Origin of the sequence: Bradyrhizobium lablabi, assembly GCF_900141755.1 — a bacterium.
GTDB lineage: Bacteria > Pseudomonadota > Alphaproteobacteria > Rhizobiales > Xanthobacteraceae > Bradyrhizobium > Bradyrhizobium lablabi_A.
In genome coordinates, this window is the sequence record NZ_LT670844.1 from 4,790,234 (window position 1) to 4,808,240 (window position 18,007).

Annotated in this window: 19 protein-coding genes; 13 read left to right on the forward strand and 6 right to left on the reverse strand. The window is 61.8% G+C overall.

What is annotated here, in order from left to right; translation table 11 throughout:
- Positions 1–3 precede the first annotated feature (3 nt).
- The 6 genes from B5526_RS22245 (at position 4) to B5526_RS22270 (ending at position 5,988) form a co-directional block, all read left to right on the forward strand.
- The gene (locus B5526_RS22245; RefSeq protein ID WP_079541649.1) at positions 4–1,176 is read left to right on the forward strand and encodes an ABC transporter substrate-binding protein; all 1,173 of its coding nucleotides are present in this window, start codon (positions 4–6) and stop codon (positions 1,174–1,176) included.
- Between the two features lie 316 nt (positions 1,177–1,492).
- A complete protein-coding gene (locus B5526_RS22250; protein ID WP_079541651.1) occupies positions 1,493–2,410 on the forward strand; it encodes a branched-chain amino acid ABC transporter permease in 918 nt (305 codons plus the stop codon).
- Entirely contained in the window at positions 2,407–3,354 is a 948-nt protein-coding gene (locus tag B5526_RS22255) for a branched-chain amino acid ABC transporter permease (RefSeq protein ID WP_079541653.1), read from the forward strand. Before B5526_RS22250 ends, B5526_RS22255 begins: the two co-directional genes overlap by 4 nt.
- Complete coding sequence (locus B5526_RS22260; RefSeq protein WP_079541655.1) at positions 3,347–4,114, forward strand: ABC transporter ATP-binding protein; 768 nt, start codon at positions 3,347–3,349, stop codon at positions 4,112–4,114. The genes B5526_RS22255 and B5526_RS22260 overlap by 8 nt, the downstream gene beginning before the upstream one ends.
- Positions 4,107–4,826: an ABC transporter ATP-binding protein gene (locus B5526_RS22265; RefSeq protein ID WP_079541657.1), complete on the forward strand. Its 720-nt coding sequence runs from the start codon at positions 4,107–4,109 to the stop codon at positions 4,824–4,826. The genes B5526_RS22260 and B5526_RS22265 overlap by 8 nt, the downstream gene beginning before the upstream one ends.
- Before the next feature lie 196 nt (positions 4,827–5,022).
- Complete coding sequence (locus tag B5526_RS22270) at positions 5,023–5,988, forward strand: ABC transporter substrate-binding protein (RefSeq protein WP_079541659.1); 966 nt, start codon at positions 5,023–5,025, stop codon at positions 5,986–5,988.
- 136 nt (positions 5,989–6,124) lie between these two features.
- Here B5526_RS22270 and B5526_RS22275 read toward each other — a convergent pair whose 3' ends face one another.
- The 3 genes from B5526_RS22275 to B5526_RS22285 form a co-directional block, all read right to left on the reverse strand.
- Positions 6,125–6,478 carry a hypothetical protein gene (locus tag B5526_RS22275; RefSeq protein WP_079541661.1) on the reverse strand — a complete coding sequence of 118 codons (354 nt, stop codon included), beginning with the start codon at positions 6,476–6,478 and terminating at the stop codon, positions 6,125–6,127.
- Between the two features lie 176 nt (positions 6,479–6,654).
- Complete coding sequence (locus B5526_RS22280) at positions 6,655–8,091, reverse strand: glutamine synthetase family protein (protein ID WP_079541663.1); 1,437 nt, start codon at positions 8,089–8,091, stop codon at positions 6,655–6,657.
- 34 nt (positions 8,092–8,125) lie between these two features.
- Positions 8,126–9,481, reverse strand: coding sequence for an aromatic ring-hydroxylating dioxygenase subunit alpha (locus tag B5526_RS22285; RefSeq protein ID WP_079541665.1), 1,356 nt, complete (start codon positions 9,479–9,481; stop codon positions 8,126–8,128).
- Between the two features lie 193 nt (positions 9,482–9,674).
- Between B5526_RS22285 and B5526_RS22290 the strand changes: the two genes are divergently transcribed.
- Positions 9,675–9,998, forward strand: coding sequence for a hypothetical protein (locus B5526_RS22290; protein ID WP_079541667.1), 324 nt, complete (start codon positions 9,675–9,677; stop codon positions 9,996–9,998).
- 28 nt (positions 9,999–10,026) lie between these two features.
- Here B5526_RS22290 and B5526_RS22295 read toward each other — a convergent pair whose 3' ends face one another.
- Together B5526_RS22295 and B5526_RS22300 are read right to left on the reverse strand one after the other, a co-directional pair.
- Positions 10,027–10,584, reverse strand: a complete 558-nt coding sequence (locus B5526_RS22295; protein ID WP_079541669.1) for a GNAT family N-acetyltransferase — start codon at positions 10,582–10,584, stop codon at positions 10,027–10,029.
- A gap of 81 nt (positions 10,585–10,665) precedes the next feature.
- Entirely contained in the window at positions 10,666–11,211 is a 546-nt protein-coding gene (locus B5526_RS22300; RefSeq protein WP_079541671.1) for a hypothetical protein, read from the reverse strand.
- Positions 11,212–11,312: 101 nt separating this feature from the next.
- Here B5526_RS22300 and B5526_RS22305 point away from each other — a divergent pair, with 101 nt between their 5' ends.
- Together B5526_RS22305 and B5526_RS22310 are read left to right on the forward strand one after the other, a co-directional pair.
- Positions 11,313–11,657, forward strand: coding sequence for a type II toxin-antitoxin system RelE/ParE family toxin (locus B5526_RS22305; protein WP_079541673.1), 345 nt, complete (start codon positions 11,313–11,315; stop codon positions 11,655–11,657).
- A gap of 20 nt (positions 11,658–11,677) precedes the next feature.
- Positions 11,678–12,037 (forward strand): helix-turn-helix domain-containing protein, encoded by a 360-nt coding sequence (locus tag B5526_RS22310; protein WP_244562384.1) that lies wholly within the window; start codon positions 11,678–11,680, stop codon positions 12,035–12,037.
- Between the two features lie 35 nt (positions 12,038–12,072).
- Here B5526_RS22310 and B5526_RS22315 read toward each other — a convergent pair whose 3' ends face one another.
- On the reverse strand, positions 12,073–12,972 hold the full coding sequence (locus B5526_RS22315; RefSeq protein ID WP_079541677.1) for a helix-turn-helix transcriptional regulator: 900 nt from the start codon (positions 12,970–12,972) through the stop codon (positions 12,073–12,075).
- A gap of 154 nt (positions 12,973–13,126) precedes the next feature.
- Between B5526_RS22315 and B5526_RS22320 the strand changes: the two genes are divergently transcribed.
- From B5526_RS22320 to boxC, 4 genes are all read left to right on the forward strand, one after another.
- A complete protein-coding gene (locus tag B5526_RS22320; protein WP_079541679.1) occupies positions 13,127–14,665 on the forward strand; it encodes a benzoate-CoA ligase family protein in 1,539 nt (512 codons plus the stop codon).
- A gap of 113 nt (positions 14,666–14,778) precedes the next feature.
- Positions 14,779–15,597, forward strand: coding sequence for an alpha/beta fold hydrolase (locus B5526_RS22325; RefSeq protein WP_079541681.1), 819 nt, complete (start codon positions 14,779–14,781; stop codon positions 15,595–15,597).
- Positions 15,598–15,636: 39 nt separating this feature from the next.
- Complete coding sequence (locus B5526_RS22330; RefSeq protein ID WP_079541683.1) at positions 15,637–16,146, forward strand: DUF309 domain-containing protein; 510 nt, start codon at positions 15,637–15,639, stop codon at positions 16,144–16,146.
- A 106-nt stretch (positions 16,147–16,252) separates the two neighbouring features.
- A complete protein-coding gene (gene boxC / locus B5526_RS22335; protein WP_079541685.1) occupies positions 16,253–17,941 on the forward strand; it encodes a 2,3-epoxybenzoyl-CoA dihydrolase in 1,689 nt (562 codons plus the stop codon).
- The last annotated feature ends 66 nt before the right edge of the window (positions 17,942–18,007 follow it).

The window sequence follows — 18,007 nt, forward strand, 5'->3', positions numbered from 1 at the left end:
AACATGAGAACGGCATTTTGGCTCGCGGGCGCAACCGCGCTGGCGCTGACGGCACCGGCTTTTGCCGGGGATTCCATCAAGATCGGGTTTGTCTCAACGTTCAGCGGCCCGACCGCGGTGATCGGCAACGACATGCGCAACTCGTTCGAGCTCGCGCTCGATCATCTCGGCCGCAAGATGGGCGGCAAGCCGGTCGAGGTGATTTATGAGGACGATCAGCAGAAGCCCGATATCGGCAAGCAGAAGACCGAGAAGCTTGTGCAGTCCGACAAGGTCGATTTCATCGCCGGTTATATCTGGTCGAACGTGCTGCTGGCTTCGCTGAAGACCGCCGTGGATTCGCAGACCTTCCTGGTCTCGGCCAATGCCGGCCCTTCGCAACTCGCCGGCGAATTGTGCTCGCCTTATGTGTTTTCGACCTCCTGGCAGAACGACCAGACCCCGCAGGCCATGGGCCTCTATATGAACCAGAAGGGCGTCAAATCGGTATTCCTGATCGGCCCGAACTATGCCGCCGGCAAGGACATGCTGGCCGGCGTCAAGAGCACCTTCAAGGGCGAGGTCAAGGGCGAGGAATATACGGTGTGGCCGACCCAGCTCGATTTCTCGGCCGAGCTGTCGAAGGCGCGAGCCTCGGGCGCGGAATCGATCTTCGTGTTCTATCCGGGTGCCGCCGGCGTGCAGTTCCTCAATCAATATGCGCAGGCCGGGCTGAAGGCGCAGATGCCGCTGTACACGGCCTTCACCATCGACGAATTGTCGCTGCCCCTGCAGAAGGACAACGCCATCGGCGTTCCCGGCGCCCAGGAATGGGTCAACGACTTGCCGAACGAGCAGAACAAGAAATTCGTCGCCGACTACCGCAAGAAATATCCGAACCTGCGCCCGACTTATTACGGCGCGCAAGCCTATGACGCGGCGCAACTGATCAACAGCGCCGTGGTCGCGGCTGGCGGCGACACCTCCAAGAAGGACGCCATGAAGGCCGCGATGGAAAAGGCGAATTTCCCCTCGCTGCGCGGCGCGTTCAAATACGGCAACAACCACATCCCGATCCAGAATTTCTATCTGCAGGACGTGGTGAAGGATGCCGACGGCGCCTTGTCGCTGAAAACGGTAGCCACCATCGTCAAGGACGATCAGGATCGCTTCCACGACAAATGTCCGATGAAGTGATCGGGGCTCCATGCCCCGCGGCGGCGGCGCTCGCGCCGCCGTTTTCCTGTCGGCACGTGTTTTGCAATCAAATGATCTGCGTAGGATGGGTAGAGCGAAGCGAAACCCATCATCTTTGTTCAGGTCGAGATCGCTGATGGGTTTCGCTTCGCTCAACCCATCCTACAAGCTGGTGGCTTCATCCTTCGAGACGCATCGCTTCGCGATGCTCCTCAGGATGAGGTCCCTCTCTACCCTCGTGGTGAGGAGTGCGGCAACGCCGCGCGTCTCGAACCATGAGGCCCGCGCCTTAACCGCAACATGACCTAGAGCCTCCATGCTGCTTGTCGTCGAACAATTTTTGAACGGATTGCAGTTCGGGCTGCTGCTGTTCCTGCTGGCGGCGGGCCTGACGCTGGTCTTCGGCATCATGGACTTTGTCAATCTGGCGCATGGCTCGCTCTACATGATGGGCGCCTATTTCGCCGCGACCTTTGTGATGTGGACGGGGAGTTTTGTGCTCGGCGCGGTGCTCGCGCTCGGCGCGACGCTGTTGCTCGGCATCGTACTGGAATTCACGGCGTTGCGGCACTTTTACGGCCGCGATCATCTCGATCATGTGCTCGCGACTTTTGGGCTGATCCTGTTTTTCAACGACGCGGTGCGGCTGATCTGGGGCCCGGCGGGATTGGCGCTGCCGCTGCCGGCCTGGCTGACGGTGCCGATCCAGATCATGCCCGGCGTGTTCTATCCGAGCTATCGGCTGGCGATCATCGTGGTCTCGCTATTGGTCGCGGCCTTTCTCTATGTGGTGGTGATGCGAACGCGCCTCGGCATGCTGATCCGCGCCGGTGCGTCCAACCGGGAAATGATTGGCGCGCTCGGCATAAATATAAAACTGCTCTACACCCTGGTGTTCGGACTTGGTGCTGCGCTTGCCGGCCTCGCCGGGCTGATGCAGGCGCCGATCCTCACCGTGCAGATCGGGATGGGCGAGAACATCCTGATCCTCGCCTTCGTCATCATCGTGATCGGCGGCATCGGCTCGATCCGTGGCGCGTTTTTGGCCGCGATCTTCGTCGGATTGATCGATACGCTCGGCCGCGCCTTCCTGCCGGATTTGCTGCGGAAGATTCTGAGCTCGGCCGCCGCTTCGACCGCAGCCCCTGCGCTGTCCTCGATGCTGATCTACATGCTGATGGCGATTGTGCTGGTGGTGCGGCCGGAGGGGCTGTTCCCGGCCAACCGGCGATGAAGGATAAGCTCAATGCCCGCAACGCGGTCGTCGTGCTGGTGCTTGCCGGCCTGCTGCTGCTTCCGCTCTACACCTCGATCAGCGGTAACGTGTTCGCGCTGACGCTGTTCACCCGGATCGTGATCTTCGCGCTCGCAGCCGTCAGCCTCAATCTCATCATGGGCTATGGCGGCATGATGAGTTTTGGCCATGCCGCCTATCTCGGGATCGGCGGCTATGCGGTCGGAATTCTGGCGGCCGAGGGCATCGGCTCGGGATTTATCCAGTGGCCGGTGGCGCTACTCGCCTCGGCGTTGTTCGCGCTCGTGATCGGCGCGTTGTCGCTGCGCACCCGCGGCGTCTACTTCATCATGATCACGCTGGCGTTTGCGCAGATGGCCTATTACGTCGCCTCCTCGCTTTCCCGTTATGGCGGCGACGACGGCCTCACCATCTACAAGCGCAGCGACCTCAGTGGCTTGATCAATCTGTCGAACCGCGTGCAGTTCTATTATCTCTGCCTGACTTGCCTGTTTGTTGGGATCTATCTGGTCTGGCGCATCGTCAATTCGCGCTTCGGCCTGGTGGTCCAGGGCCTGCGCTCCAACGAGGCGCGCATGCAGGCGATCGGGTTTCCCGCAACCCGCTATCGCCTCGTGTGTTTTGTCATCGCGGGCACGATGTGCGGCCTGGCGGGTGCGCTGCTCGCCAACAACACCGATTTCGTCAGCCCGGCCGTGATGTACTGGACCCGCTCCGGCGATCTGATGGTGATGGTCATCCTCGGCGGCATGGGCACGCTGTTCGGCCCGGTGGTCGGCGCCATCGTTTATCTGATGCTCGAAGAATTTCTGTCGCAATGGACGGAATACTGGGCGCTGATCATGGGCCCATTGCTGCTGTTGATCGTGCTGTTCGGGCGCGGCGGCATTGTCGGCGTTCTGGGGAGGTTTTCCCGTGGCTGACCCCTTGCTCCGTGTCGAAAATCTGGTGCGGCGTTTCGGCGGCATCGTCGCGACCGACCATGTCTCGCTCGAGGTCGCGCGCGGCGAACTGCACGCCATCATCGGCCCCAACGGCGCCGGTAAGACCACGCTGATCAGCCAGTTGACCGGACAATTGCTGCCGCACGCCGGCACAATTTATCTGGCCGGGCAAGACATCACCCGCGTGCCGGCCTGGCGCCGCAGCGCGCTGGGGCTGGCGCGCTCATTTCAGATAACCTCGCTGCTTCCCGATTTCACGGCCATCGACAATGTCGCACTCGCAGCCCAGGCGCATGACGGTCACTCGTTCCGCTTCTGGGGCAATGCCCGCAAGGAGAGTGGCTTGCGCGCAACCGCGTTCGCCGCATTGCAACGGGTCGGACTCGTCGAACGCGCCAACACGCTCGTGTCGAAATTGAGCCATGGCGAGCAGCGCGAGCTCGAGCTTGCGGTCGCGCTCGCGACCTCGCCGCAAGTGCTGCTGCTCGACGAGCCGATGGCTGGCCTCGGCATCACCGAATCCTCGCGCATGGTCAAGCTGTTGCAGGAGCTGCGCCGCGAAGTCACCATCGTGCTGGTCGAGCACGACATGGACGCGGTGTTCGCGCTCGCCGACCGTATCAGCGTCTTGGTCTATGGCCGTGTCATCGCCTCCGGCGCGCCTTCTGAAATTCGTCAGAACGAGGAAGTAAAACGCGCCTATCTCGGCGAGCAGCATGCGGTGACCCGCCATGGCTGACTTGGCGCCCCTGCTCGAAGTCGACGGCATCGAGACCTGTTACGGCCTGAGTCAGGTGCTGTTCGGCCTGTCGCTCATCGTGCGCTCAGGCGAGATGGTCGCCATGATGGGCCGCAACGGCATGGGAAAAACCACCACCATCCGCTCCATCATGGGATTGACGCCGGCGCGCGCCGGCGCGGTCCGCTTTGCCGGGCAGGACGTGCGCAAATTGCCCTCGTTCCGGATCGCGCAACTGGGAATTGGCCTGGTGCCCGAGGGGCGTCAGATCTTTCCGAACCTGACGGTGCGCGAAAACCTCGTCGCCGCATCCGGCAACCGCCTCCGCAGCCCCGACCCCTGGACCCTCGAAAAAATCCACGCGCTGTTTCCGCGTCTTGCCGAGCGCGGCAACAACATGGGCAACACGCTGTCGGGCGGCGAGCAGCAGATGCTGGCGGTCGGGCGCGCGCTGATGACCAACCCGCGCCTCCTGATCCTCGACGAAGCCACCGAGGGCCTGGCGCCCCTGATCCGCGACGAAATCTGGAACTGCCTGTCGATGCTGAAAGCGCGCGGCCAGTCGGTCCTGGTCATCGACAAGAACATCGAGAACCTGACCCGCATCGCCGACCGCCATTACATCATCGAGCGGGGACGGGCGGTCTGGAGCGGCACGTCGGAGCAACTGATTGCCGAGCCGGATTTGCAACATCGCTATTTGGGGGTTTGATTTCTTTTGGTCGTCCCTGCGAAAGCAGGGACCCATAACCACGAATGTTCGTGGTGATGCTGAGCTGGGGCTTCAGCCCATTTCAAAAACAATATCGGTGGCTATGGGTCCCCGCTTTCGCGGGGACGACGGCTGAAATTTCGGTTGTAGGATAAGTTGAGCCGGGCAATATGTTCCCCTCAGGCCGGGAGTAGACATGAAGCGACGGCATTTCATGGCGCTTCTCGGCGCCGCGACGGCGTGGCCGCTCGCGGCGCGCGCGCAGCCGTCCGCCATGAAACGGATCGGCGCGCTGGTGATCGACAATTCCGACGTGCCGTCATTCCTGAAGGAGCTGCGCGAAGGCCTACGCGAACTCGGTCACATCGACGGCCAAGATTACACCATCGAGCTCCGCTCGGCGGACGGACAGCTCAGCCGGTTGCCCGAACTCGCAGCCGAGCTGGTTCGGCTCAAGGTCGACGTCATCGTGGCGCTTTACACGCCCTGCGCCCTGGCTGCGAAACAGGCCACGCGCGAAATTCCGATCGTCATCATGGCGGGCGATCCGGTCGTGACGGGTTTGGTCGATAGTCTTGCCCGGCCCGGCGCAAATGTCACCGGCCTGTCCCAGATGGGCGCGGAAGCTCACGGCAAATGCGTGGAGCTGTTCCGCGACATGCTGCCGTCTGCAACGAAGATAGCTGCGATTGCCAATGCCGACGATCCCTCATTTGCGAAATTCCTGCTCGAACAAATCCATCGCGCCGGCGCCGGCACCGCAACCGAGATCGGTCCCATAGTGATGGTCCGCGGCCCGGACGAACTCGAAGCGGCCGTTGCCACGGTGGTGAAGGAAAAAGCCGATGCCCTGGTCTATCAAGCCAGTCTGCCGACCAAACGCATGGTCGAACTCACCCTTGCGCATCGCCTGCCGGCAGCAACCGGCGTTCGCGCCTTTGCCGAGAACGGCGGCCTGATGTCCTATGGCGCGGATGGGCCGGCGTTGTTCAGGTATGCCGCGACCTTCGTGCACAAGATTTTGCGAGGCGAAAAGCCGGCGGACCTTCCGGTCGAGCAGCCGGTCAAATTCGAACTGGTCATCAATCTGAAAACCGCGAAACTGCTCGGAATCACGATCCCGCCTTCGCTGCTCGCCCGCGCCGACGACGCGATCGAGTGAAGGGGGCGTTCACATCTCTTTCCGTCATGGCCGGGCTTCGTCCCGGCCATCCACGTCTTTCTTCCCGAAGGAGTAGCAAAGACGTGGATGCCCGGGACGAGCCCGGGCATGACGGCGCGTTACGAGGACACCCCTCCTATTTCGAGAACGGAATATATTGCTGGTATTCCTTCGGTACCGAGCTGCGATAGCGCGAGGGGACTGTGCCGCTGTCGATCGATCTATCGATCTCCTGCCGCCGGCTGATCTTTTTTGACGGCTTCTTTTTCTTCGTTGCCGTGTCGGGCTCGGTCGGGGTCGCAGCCGTAGGCGGCGTAGCTGTCGGTTGTGCGGCGGGCGCCGTTGTCGGTTGCGTGGCGGGCGCCGCTGCCGGCGCAGGCGTTGTGGCGGCCGGCGTGTCGTTGCTCGGCGTGCTCTGGGCCAGCACGACGCCGGCCGGCGGGCACATCAATAGGGTGGTGGCTATCGCAATACGGGAAAGTTTTTTCATCTGAAAACTCCTGCCTTGTCCTGACCGCAGGTGAGATGGTCACGCAATCCCGCAAGGATACACTATTTTGGCGGTGTGCGCTCTTCCGTCATTCCGGGGCATGCAAAGCATGAACCCGGAATCTCGAGATTCCGGGCTCGATGTTTCACATCGCCCCGGAATGACGGCCCAAAACCTCAAAACATCTCGAAATATTCGCGCTGCTCCCAGTCCGATACTTCGGCCTGGAAGCGCTCGATCTCGGCGTTCTTGATGTGAACGTAGTAGTCGACAAAGCCTGCGCCGAGCGCCCCGCGGAAGAACGCATCGTCCTTGAGCGCGATCACCGCTTCGCGCAGCGTTTTCGGCAGCGGCTCGGCTTGCGTTTCATAGGGCGTGTCGGCGGACGGGCCAGGATCGAGCTTGCGATCGACGCCGTCGAGGCCGGACAAAATCTGCGAGGCCATATAGAGATAGGGATTGGCGGCGGGCTCGCCGATCCGGTTTTCCAGGCGCGTTGCGGGATCATCGGCGCGGCCGAGCACGCGCACCATCACGCCGCGATTGTCGCGGCCCCAGATCGCGCGATCCGGCGCCAGCGAATAGGTGCGGTAGCGTTTGTAGCCGTTGATCGTCGGCGTCGCGAACACGGCGGACGCGCGCGCATGTTTTAGCAGCCCGCCGAGATAGTTTTTGCCGAAGGCGCTCAAAACCTCGTCGCCGCCCTTGCTCATAAAGGCATTCTCGCCGCCGGCACGCGACACGATCGACTGATGCAGATGCCAGCCCGACGCGAACAAATTCGGCAGTTTCGGGCGGCACATGAAGGTCGCGTGATAGCCATGGCGATGGGCGATCTGCTTCACGGCGCTGCGGAACAGGATCATGATGTCGGCGGGCTCGAGCCCTTTCCTCGGTGCGAAGGTGAATTCGCACTGGCTCGGGCCGAACTCGACCTCGATCGAGCGCAGCGGCAGACCGAGCGCGACAATGTCGCGCCTGAGAATTTCGAGCACCGGCTCCATCTGGTCGTAGCGCTGCTCGGTCAGATATTGATAGCCGTGCGACAGCAGGCTCACTTCAGGCGGCTGCCCGGGCTGGCCAGCATCCTCCGGTGCCATTCGGGCGTCTTCGAGCTTGAAGATGTGGAATTCGACCTCGAGGCCGGCGACAAAATCGTAGCCGCGGTTGCTGAGTTTTGTCAGAACCGATCTATAGAGATTGCGCGTTGCGAACGGCACCGGCCGCCCATCGGCAAAATAGACATCGCACAACAGCCAGCCGGTGGCGGGCGCCCAGGGCAGCACGCGAAAGCTTGTGGGATCCGCCACCATCAGGACGTCGGCGGCGCCTTCCATCTCCCGCATTCCAAATCCGCCGCCGGAGGTGAACACCGGAAACACCGTCTTGTGCGAGGTGTCCTTGGCGAACATCGTCGTGGTGATGGTGCATCCGCTTTCGAGCGAGGCCAGCGCCTCGCTTGCGACCAGCGTCTTGCCGCGCAGGATGCCGTGCTGATCGGGGAAAGACAGTCTGATGACTTCGAGCTTTTGCTCTTCGACGATGCGCTTGAGGCGCGCCGCCGCTTCCTTCTGCTCGCTCGACCAGAGGCCGTGACGCTCGACAAAACTCAACGCGCAGCCTCCGGACGCCGGACCGGTTTCGTCATCACACGGCCCTAAGATGAGGAATCTTGTCGGCAATCTCCTGGGGAACCGGCGCCGCCCACGGCGCGCCGCGCCGCCGCTTGACGTCGACTTCCATCCAATAAGTCTCCCAGCCGCGCGTCGGGCCGATGCCGTCCATGGTGGCAGGGCCCTGGATGGAGCGGGCGTGCGCGGCATCGAGGAACATGAACGGCTTTGTGCCGGACGCGGCCTTCTCGATCTCCTGCCGCAGCAGGCGGCGATATTGCACGATGGCCTTGTCGGCGCTGCCGAGATGCTCGCGGGTGCGATCCTGGATCGCGCCCATCGATTCCACTGCCCACTGGTCATGCACGTTGATGTCGCTGCCCATGCCGGTGAACGTCTGCGTCGCCTGCTCGTGCGGATCGAAACCGTAATCGTTCGACTTGTTCTTGCGCGAGCGATAATCCGGCAATTCATAGAGTTCAAGACGCTGGTCGCGCATCTTCTTCTTGTCGACCGGCGTCGAGTAGGAGGTGAAGATCGCGTACCAATAGCAATTCTCGTCATCGACCGGCACGTGCCACTGCGTGATCGTCATCTCCGTGCTCATCGGAATGACAAAACCATGCGGGAAGAGCTGGTTGGTGACGCGGACATGGGTGCGTTCGTGATCGATCTCGCGGAGCGCAATGAGCCTCAAACCATATTCGGTCTGCTCGACATTGATGATGGGCCGGTCATATTCGCGCAGGATCTTTGTCATCGGCATGTCGCTGCCGGCCGACGCCCCGCGGAACTGCTTGCCGTAAGCGGCAGACGTATCCTCGTCCTCGAAGAATCGATGCAGGAACGAGGCGTGCGACGGGTCGATGCCGACCTCCAGCGCCTGCAGCCAGTTGCAGTTGATGTGGCCCTTGAACGCGAAGGTGTGGCTATCGGGCGCCACAAAACAGTCGATCTCCGGAAATGCCGGCGGCTCGCCTTCGCCGAGATAAGCCCAGAGGATGCCGCTCTTCTCGACCACCGGATAGGCGCGCTGTTTTATTCCTTTGCACAGCTGCGAGTCCTTTGGCTCGGCCGGCGTTTCCAGGCATTGGCCTGACGCGTCGAACAGCCAGCCGTGGAAGGCGCAACGAAGCCCGCCGTTTTCCAGCCGGCCAAACGCAAGGTCGGCGCCGCGATGCGCGCAATGCCGCTCGATCAGGCCGTAGCCGCCTTGCTCGTCGCGAAACAGCACCAGGTTCTCGCCAAGCAACTTTACCGGCCGCACCGGCCGCGGTCCCTGCAATTCATCCACCAGAGCCGCCGGCTGCCAGTACATCCGCATCAGTTTCCCGCAGGGGTCCTTGGGCCCGGTGCGGGTCATCAGGTCATTCTGTTCCTGGCTCATCATGGCAGCGGGTCTCCGTGACAACGGAATTGGTCTTAAAATCGAATATTCGTTCGAAATCAAGTTACTAGGCTTGCGGTTCCAGGCAAGCGGATTTGTTGGGCGGGGTTAAGCATTCGAGGAACGTAGCGTAGCCTTGTCCATGCAGTATTCGAGACGCCTTGCAACCTGGATCGCCTGCAAGGCAACATGCGCTATGACCGTTCCTCTCCTGACCCTCACCCATATGGAAAAAGGCGTACGGTTTTTTCACCGGAACGACGAATTGTTGTTTCTCGAATGGTGGTCACGCATCCCCTGCGTGGAGAGCTGCGACGGCGACGGTAGTGGCAGGGGTTTGGTGGTTCAACTCAAGCGCAGGCCGGGTAACGACGACCTTCGGCAAATTCTCGCGCTGTGCCGTCGCTACGGCGTCGACATGCGGCAATTGGCGAAATTTGAAACCGCAAAAAACCGGGATTGGTTTCGCGACCCCAAAAGGTATTGGTATCAGGCTGTCTTCGGGAAGGTGAAGGGTTAGACGGCAGACCCGCGTCCGGGACACGCGGCTAACTCGGGTGGGGCTCAGGCACAGGTTTTCGGGGCTGGAGCGACCGAGCCATCAGCACTTCGTCATAATAATCGTTGCCGACCTTCAGCGCCCGGCGCTCGAGCCCGTATTGTTCGAACCCAGCCGCGCGGTAAAGACGATGGGCAGCGGCGTTCGTCGACACGACCGTCAGGCAAATCTCTTCGACCAGCGCCTGTGCATGCTCGATCACCCGCTGCACAAGGGCCGCCGCCAATCCTGTCCCGCGCGCGTCGGGGCGAACATACATGCCCCACAATATGCCCTTGTGCCGATGTTTGGCGGCGCCATTCACATGGAAACCGGCCATGCCGAGGAGGGGCGAGTGATCGATCCAGCCTCCAAAGACGGTGTTCGCTTCCAGCCGCTCCGTCCACCATGAGGTAGGTTTGACCGACTCGTCCTCCCATGACGCGCCGAATGCCTCCGGGTGACTCGTCAATGCCTCGAGGCGCAGCTCGCGATAGGCCGCGACATCATCCGCTTCGAGACGGCGTATCTTGAGCTTCTGCGGGACGGACGCATCGGGCTGGGCCATGGATTTGTATAGCGTTTCCGCTCCTGCGCGAGCAACGGTTTAAAGGCCGCGCAGATCTCTTCAGCGCTCGACCGGCGAATCTCAAGAACTGTGCGCCGCGCCAAGGCCGAAATGGCTAATGATTTCCCGCGCGGTCGCCTCCGCCGATCTCACCTCGGTGTCGAGCATGAGACAGTTGGGCCGCGGCACCGGCGAGAATTTGTAGTTATCGAGATATTTGATCAGGCTTTCCGCTGACGCCATCTTCCGCCGCTCGACGCGATCGGGATTGCCGACCCTGCGCGCGGCTTCTTCCCTGGAGCAGTGCAGGAACACCGGAAGCAATTCGCCGCCGCGCCGGTGTATGATCTCCTCGAATTTCTCGTACTGCGGAAGGTCCTCCGGATCGGCGTAGCAGAAGGTCGTGACCACAAGCGAAACGCCGTGTTCCGCGGCGGCGTCAAAGGCAGCTGACCTTACGCTGTGGACCAGCTCCCAGAATCCGGGTGCGCCGAAGTCGAAGATCGTCCGCGCCAGATCGATCGCCGCGTGATTGTCGAACAGCCGACCGGAGACCATTCCGAGCAGCGCTTTTGCGACCGTCAGTTTGCCGGCCGCGGGCGAGCCGTGGAGGAAAAGCAGTTTCATGATGGATAAGTATCGCGAATTCTCAAGAGGCGATGCGCAGAAATTTGGGATTCTTGTGGGGGCACCTTGCAGAGTGTTGACAAATATGTCAACATGCATGAATGCGGAACACCAGAAATGTTTCCTGGATCAAGGCCGCGCGCAGGGATTTTGAGGATTTCCCGAAGGACGTTCAGAGCGACATGCTCGACGCGCTCACCGTCGCCGCGGAGGGCGGAAAGTCGGAGAAGGCGAAGCCGTTCAAGGGCGTTGATGGCGGTGTGTTCGAGATTGCCTTGCGGTATCGCAATGACGCCTTTCGTGCGCTCTATGCAGTCAAGATCGATGCGGACATCTGGGTGATCCATGCATTCCAGAAGAAATCGAAATCAGGAATCAAGACTCCGCGGATGGAGCTTGACCTTATTCATGACAGGCTCAAACGCTTGAAGGAGGCTCTGAAATGAAAAGACACGATCTGGAATTGGTGCGTGGCAGCGGCAACGTGTATCGCGATTTTGGGCGGCCCAACGCAGGCCTTGAGCAGGCGCGCGCCATCACCGCCGCGAAGATCATCCACATTATGGACGGGCGCAAGCTATCGACGCGAGACGCGGAAAAGCTGACGGGCGTCTCCCATTCGGAATTCTCCCGCATTCGCAATACGCAGCTCGGCCGTTTCACGCTTGACCGGATGATTGCGATTCTGGGCAAGCTCGACGAGGACGTTGAAGTGTCCGTGACCTTTAGGGCGCGCAAAAAGGATGCGCGCATCGTGCCACGCGCGGCCTCATCTGCGGTTGCGCACGGGCGTCGACGGACGGTTAGAGCTTCAACGCGCACGTAAGCGCAATCGCCGTACCGCCGTCCAGGACACGTAGCTCACCCCCGCGCGAACATTCGCGGTTCGCTCTCCAGCACCGGCGCTACCGCATCGATCAGTCGCGCCGCCGCCGCGTCCACCGAGAGCCCCGCGGTATCGACTACCGCGGAGGCCCGCGCATAGAGCGGCTCGCGGCTCAACAGAATCGTGCGCAATTCGCTCATCGCCGAGCGATCATCCGCCATCGGGCGCAAATCGCCCTGGCTGCGCACCCGCGCCATATGCTCTTCCGGCTCGGCCTTCAGCCAAATGGTGTAGAACGACGACAGGATCAGGTCGAAGGTCAGCGGCTCGGAGACGATGCCGCCGCCGGTCGCGAGCACCATCAGCTCTTTCCGCGCCAATAATTGCCCGAGCGCGGCCTGCTCCATGCGCCTAAAACCTTCCTGGCCGTAGAGCGCGATGATCTCGGCGACGGACAGACCGTTCTGCGTCTCGATCTCCTTGTTGAGTTCGACAAAGCTCCAGCCGATCTGCTTCGCCAGCATCTTGCCGAGCGTGGATTTGCCGGCGCCGCGCAGCCCGATCAGCGCGATGCCGGCGAATGACGTTTGCCGCAACGCCGCGCCGCCGCTTTGGCCGGCCAAAATATCCTTGGCCCGCGCGACCTGGCTCGGCGTGGCTTTTCGCAGGAGATCGCGGATGACAGGCCAGTCGGGCGAAGGCTCAGCTGCCGGAATGAGATCTTCCAGATGCGCGCCCATCGCGTTCGATACGCGCCGCAACAGCACGATCGAGACGTTGCCCTTGCCGCTTTCAAGCTGCGCGATGTAGCGTTCGGAAATCCCCGAAACTTTTGCGAGCACCTTGCGCGACATGCCGCGCAGCGCGCGCATGGTGCGCACGCGCTGGCCGAGATAGGCGAGAAAGCCGGATTCAGGATCGGGATGTTCGGTCATTTCCCCGGGGTTCGGTTCGGCCGCGAATACACGTTCGGAAACATAGTGCCGATAAGGATTGACAGCAAGCGCACATAGTGGCTTCCTATGAATTATAATTCTTAAAATCCTGGGGAGGAAGCCTCGTGACACGCTTGGCATACGGAAACGCGCCATGAGCGCCGATTCCTACAATGCGGTGACGTGGCTCCTCGATCGCAATGTCGAGGAGGGCCGCGCCGAAAAACTCGCCTTCACAGACACCGTTTCTGAGCTGACCTATGGCGGATTGCAAAAGCAAAGCCGCCGGCTTGCCAATCTGCTGCGCCAGCTCGGCGTCCGCCGCGAAGAGCGCGTTGCCATGATCATGCTCGACACGGTGGATTTTCCGGTCGTGTTTCTCGGCGCGATCCGCGCCGGCGTGGTGCCGGTGCCGCTCAACACGCTTTTGACATCGGATCAATACGCCTATGTGCTGGCGGATTGCCGCGCGCGCGTGCTGTTTGTTTCCGAAGCGCTGTTGCCCGTGGTCAAGGACATGCTGGGGCGGATGCCAGATCTCGAGCACGTCGTTGTCTCGGGCAAGGAGGCGCATGGCTACAAGAAATTTTCAGACGAGATCGCGCCCGAGAGCGAGGTGTTTGCAACGGCAGCGACCCATCCGGACGAACCGGCATTCTGGCTCTATTCGTCGGGCTCGACCGGCATGCCCAAGGGCGTGCGGCATCTGCATTCCAGCCTCGCCGCGACCGCGGACACCTACGCCAAACAAGTGCTCGGCATTCGCGAGGACGATGTCGGGCTATCGGCGGCAAAACTGTTTTTCGCCTACGGCCTCGGCAACGCGCTGACGTTTCCGATGTCGGTCGGCGCTTCTACGATTCTCAATTCCGAACGTCCGACGCCGGCTGTGATGTTTGCGCTGATGAACAAATATCATCCCAGCATCTTCTTCGGCGTGCCGACGCTGTTCTCCGCGATGCTCAACGACGAGACGCTGAAGCACGAGCGCTGCGGTTCGCGCCTGCGCATCTGTACCTCCGCCGGCGAGGCGCTGCCGGAATCGGTCGGCAATGCCTGGAAGTCGCGGTTCGGCGTCGACATTCTCGACGGCGTCGGCTCCACGGAGTTGCTGCACATCTTTCTCTCCAATGCTCCCGGCGATATCAAATACGGCACCTCGGGGCGTCCGGTGCCGGGTTACAACGTGCGGCTCGTCAATGATGCCGGCGCTGAGGTGCCCGATGGCGAAGTCGGCGAACTCTTGGTCGACGCGCCGTCGGCGGGCGAGGGCTACTGGAATCAGCGCAGCAAGAGCCGCCGCACCTTTGAGGGCCACTGGACCCGCACCGGCGACAAATACATTCGCGACGCCGATGGCCGCTACACGTTCTGCGGCCGCAGCGACGACATGTTCAAGGTGTCCGGCATCTGGGTCTCGCCGTTCGAGGTCGAGAGCGCGCTGATCACCCACCCAGCGGTGCTGGAAGCCGCCGTCGTGCCCGAAGCCGACCCGGAAGGACTCTTGAAGCCGAAAGCTTTTGTCGTCCTGCGGGCAGGCGCCAACACCGCGGGCCTGCATGAGCTGCTAAAAGAGCACGTCAAGCAGAAGATCGGCCCGTGGAAATATCCGCGCTGGATCGACGTGGTGGATAGCCTGCCGAAGACGGCGACGGGGAAGATCCAACGGTTTAAATTGCGGGAACACAACTAGCCGTCATGGCCGGGCTTGACCCGGCCATCCACGCCTTTCTGGCCGCCAAGAAAGACGTGGATGCCCGCGACAAGCGCGGGCATGACGAAGAATTTGAGCCACGGATATAAGACATGAGCGCTTTGCAGCCCACCGGCTTCCTCACCATCGGCGCCTGCGATCTCGAATACCGCATGATCGGGCCTGCGCCCGCTGACGCGCCGACTATTGTCATGCTGCACGAAGGCCTGGGCTCGGCCGGGATGTGGGGCGATTTTCCCGAAAAGCTCCAAGCCGCGACCGGCGCCGGCGTATTCGTCTATTCCCGCGCGGGCTATGGCGCTTCGACGCCCGCACAATTGCCGCGGCCGCTCGACTACATGCATATCGAGGCGCTGGACGTATTGCCAGAACTGCTGGACCAAATCGGCTTTCGCCGCGGCCTTCTCGTCGGCCACTCCGACGGCGCGTCGATCGCGGCGATCTATGCCGGCTCGCGCCAGGATCACCGCGTGCAGGGTGTCGCGATGATCGCGCCGCATTTTGTCGTCGAGGACATCTCGGTGACCTCGATCGCCGAGATCAAGACGGCCTATGTAACTACCGATCTGAAGGCAAAACTGGCGCGCTGGCACAAGGATGTCGACAACGCCTTCTACGGGTGGAACGGCGCCTGGCTCGACCCAGGATTTCGCAACTGGGATATTTCGGAATACCTCGCCTACATCCGCGTACCGGTTGCGATCCTGCAAGGCTCGGACGACCAGTATGGGACAATCCGCCAGGTCGAAATCGCAGAGCAAGAGTGCTATTGTCCGGTTGATGTGACCATCATTCCAGCGGCCGGACATTCGCCGCATCGTGAAGCGCCGGGGGCGACGCTCAATGCGATCTCGGAATTTGCAAGTCGCATTCTCGACGTGCACGAAGGCTCGCGGGGACGGGCGGCGTAAGCCATTGGACGTGACGATGATCGTGGTGGCGATGCCGCCATGAGCATCCCGCCGCCAAACCTTCCGCTGCCGCAATGGGCCTATGTGCCCGGCGAGACCGCGGAGGCCGCCGCCGATTACGAAACGCTGGCGCAAGCCAAATTATTAGTGCCGTCGCGCTTTGGCGGCTATGTGCCGGCGCGCCATCCGGCGCTGCGTTACGGCATCGCCCTCAACGACCATGGCTATTTCTGGGAAGCACAGGAGATCCTGGAGACGGTGTGGGCGGCTGCACCGCAGGGCGGGCGCGAGCGCATCCTGCTGCGCGCCTGCATCCACATCGCCTATGCCAATCTGAGGCTTCGCATGCAGAAGCCGCACGCGGCGGCGCGGTTTTTCGGCGAAGCGCTGGGCGAGCTCGATACGCTGCGCAAGGCGGTCGCCGGCGGCGACGGCTTTGCTGATGGCTTTCCAGCAGCGGCGCTAGCAGCGCTGCTGCGCGCCCGATTGGCGTTACCGTCGCTCTCCAAGACGGATTGGGTGGCGATCGGGGCGGTCGCTCGCACATGAAACAAAATGCAGATTTTATGCTTTAGGCCCTAGACCCCATCCAAAACATGCACTATTATGCATGTTAAGAGAAGCCAAAAGACAGTCAAAACAGGTGAGGTGGCCCATGGCCGGCGAAGACCGCGTCCTTGCTGGCGGCGCCAGATACATCGATTTCCAGACCGAGCCGTCGCGCTACAGGCACTGGAAGCTCGATGTCGCAGGTGACGTCGCGACATTGACCATGGATGTCGACGAGAATGGCGGGCTGTTCGAGGGCTATCAGTTAAAGCTGAATTCCTACGATCTCGGCGTCGATATCGAGCTCGCCGACGCCGTGCAGCGGTTGCGCTTCGAGCATCCCGGGGTGAAGGTCGTGGTGGTGCGCTCGGGCAAAAACCGCGTGTTCTGCGCCGGCGCCAATATCCGCATGCTGGCCGGCGCGACCCACGCCCACAAGGTCAATTTTTGCAAATTCACCAACGAGACCCGCAACGGTCTGGAGGATTCATCCGAAAATTCCGGGCAGCGCTTTATCACCGTCGTCAACGGCACCGCGGCCGGCGGCGGCTATGAACTGGCGCTGGCGACCGATCACATCATCCTTGCCGATGACGGCGCCGCTGCCGTGGCGCTGCCGGAAGTGCCGCTGCTCGCGGTGCTGCCCGGTACCGGCGGGCTGACGCGGGTGGTCGACAAGCGCAAGGTGCGCCGCGATCACGCCGACTATTTCTGCACCATCGAGGAAGGCATCAAGGGCAAGCGCGCGGTTGCGTGGCGCCTCGTCGACGAGATTGTGCCGAACAGCAAGCTCGAGGCCAAGGTCGCCGAGCGCGCACGCGAATTTTCGGCCGCCTCGAAACGCGACGGCAACGGCAAGGGCATTTCGCTTAGCCCCCTGACGCGCACCATCGACGAGAACAGCGTCCGCTATGGCCTCGTCAGCGTCGACATCAATCGCGCCGCGCGCATTGCGACCATTTCGATCAATGCGCCCGAGGAAGCGCCGCCATCAGATATCGACGGAATGATCGCGAAAGGCGCGTCATTCTGGCCGCTGCAGGTGGCGCGCGAACTCGACGACGCCATCCTTCACTTACGCATCAACGAGCTCGAGACCGCGATGCTGGTGTTCAAGTCGCACGGCGATCGCGCCAATGTGCTGGCCTGCGACGCCTTTCTCGAAGCCAACAAGGCGCACTGGCTGGTCAATGAAATCCGGCAGTACTGGAAGCGGGTGCTCAAACGCATCGACGTCACCTCGCGCACCCTCGTGACGCTGGTTGAACCCGGCTCGTGCTTCGCCGGCACGCTCGCCGAACTCGTGTTCGCGGCCGACCGCTCCTATATGCTGATCGGCCAAAAGCAGGGCGACAACCGCGCCCCGCCGACCATCGAACTGTCGGCGATGAACTTTGGGCCCTATCCGATGAGCCATGGGCTAACGCGATTGCAATCGCGCTTCCAGGCCGATCCGTCGGATATCGAACGCGCGCAGCAAAAGATCGGCGAGGCGATCGATGCGGAAGAGGCCGAGGCGCTCGGCCTCGTCACCTTCGCGCTCGACGATATCGACTGGGACGACGAAATCCGGGTGTTTTTCGAGGAGCGCACCTCTTTCTCGCCCGACGGTCTCACCGGTATGGAAGCCAATCTGCGTTTCGTCGGACCCGAGACCATGGAATCGAAAATATTCTCGCGCCTGACCGCCTGGCAGAACTGGATCTTCCAGCGCCCCAACGCCGTCGGCGAGGAAGGCGCGCTGCGCCGCTACGGCAGCGGCCAGAAGGCGCAGTTCGATATGACGAGAGTGTAGGGGCGAATAGGGAGTAGCGAATAGCGAATGGCTTTTCCTTCCCCATTCGCTACTCGCCATTCGCCA

What these genes read in the sequence shown, in the direction of transcription:
- B5526_RS22245 (WP_079541649.1), top strand. Translation starts at nt 4, where the DNA reads ATGAGAACGGCATTTTGGCTCGCGGGCGCAACCGCGCTGGCGCTGACG.
- B5526_RS22250 (WP_079541651.1), top strand. Translation starts at nt 1,493, where the DNA reads ATGCTGCTTGTCGTCGAACAATTTTTGAACGGATTGCAGTTCGGGCTG.
- B5526_RS22255 (WP_079541653.1), top strand. Translation starts at nt 2,407, where the DNA reads ATGAAGGATAAGCTCAATGCCCGCAACGCGGTCGTCGTGCTGGTGCTT.
- B5526_RS22265 (WP_079541657.1), top strand. Translation starts at nt 4,107, where the DNA reads ATGGCTGACTTGGCGCCCCTGCTCGAAGTCGACGGCATCGAGACCTGT.
- B5526_RS22270 (WP_079541659.1), top strand. Translation starts at nt 5,023, where the DNA reads ATGAAGCGACGGCATTTCATGGCGCTTCTCGGCGCCGCGACGGCGTGG.
- B5526_RS22275 (WP_079541661.1), bottom strand. Translation starts at nt 6,478, where the DNA reads ATGAAAAAACTTTCCCGTATTGCGATAGCCACCACCCTATTGATGTGC.
- B5526_RS22285 (WP_079541665.1), bottom strand. Translation starts at nt 9,481, where the DNA reads ATGATGAGCCAGGAACAGAATGACCTGATGACCCGCACCGGGCCCAAG.
- B5526_RS22290 (WP_079541667.1), top strand. Translation starts at nt 9,675, where the DNA reads ATGACCGTTCCTCTCCTGACCCTCACCCATATGGAAAAAGGCGTACGG.
- B5526_RS22295 (WP_079541669.1), bottom strand. Translation starts at nt 10,584, where the DNA reads ATGGCCCAGCCCGATGCGTCCGTCCCGCAGAAGCTCAAGATACGCCGT.
- B5526_RS22300 (WP_079541671.1), bottom strand. Translation starts at nt 11,211, where the DNA reads ATGAAACTGCTTTTCCTCCACGGCTCGCCCGCGGCCGGCAAACTGACG.
- B5526_RS22305 (WP_079541673.1), top strand. Translation starts at nt 11,313, where the DNA reads ATGCGGAACACCAGAAATGTTTCCTGGATCAAGGCCGCGCGCAGGGAT.
- B5526_RS22315 (WP_079541677.1), bottom strand. Translation starts at nt 12,972, where the DNA reads ATGACCGAACATCCCGATCCTGAATCCGGCTTTCTCGCCTATCTCGGC.
- B5526_RS22320 (WP_079541679.1), top strand. Translation starts at nt 13,127, where the DNA reads ATGAGCGCCGATTCCTACAATGCGGTGACGTGGCTCCTCGATCGCAAT.
- B5526_RS22325 (WP_079541681.1), top strand. Translation starts at nt 14,779, where the DNA reads ATGAGCGCTTTGCAGCCCACCGGCTTCCTCACCATCGGCGCCTGCGAT.
- B5526_RS22330 (WP_079541683.1), top strand. Translation starts at nt 15,637, where the DNA reads ATGAGCATCCCGCCGCCAAACCTTCCGCTGCCGCAATGGGCCTATGTG.
- boxC (WP_079541685.1), top strand. Translation starts at nt 16,253, where the DNA reads ATGGCCGGCGAAGACCGCGTCCTTGCTGGCGGCGCCAGATACATCGAT.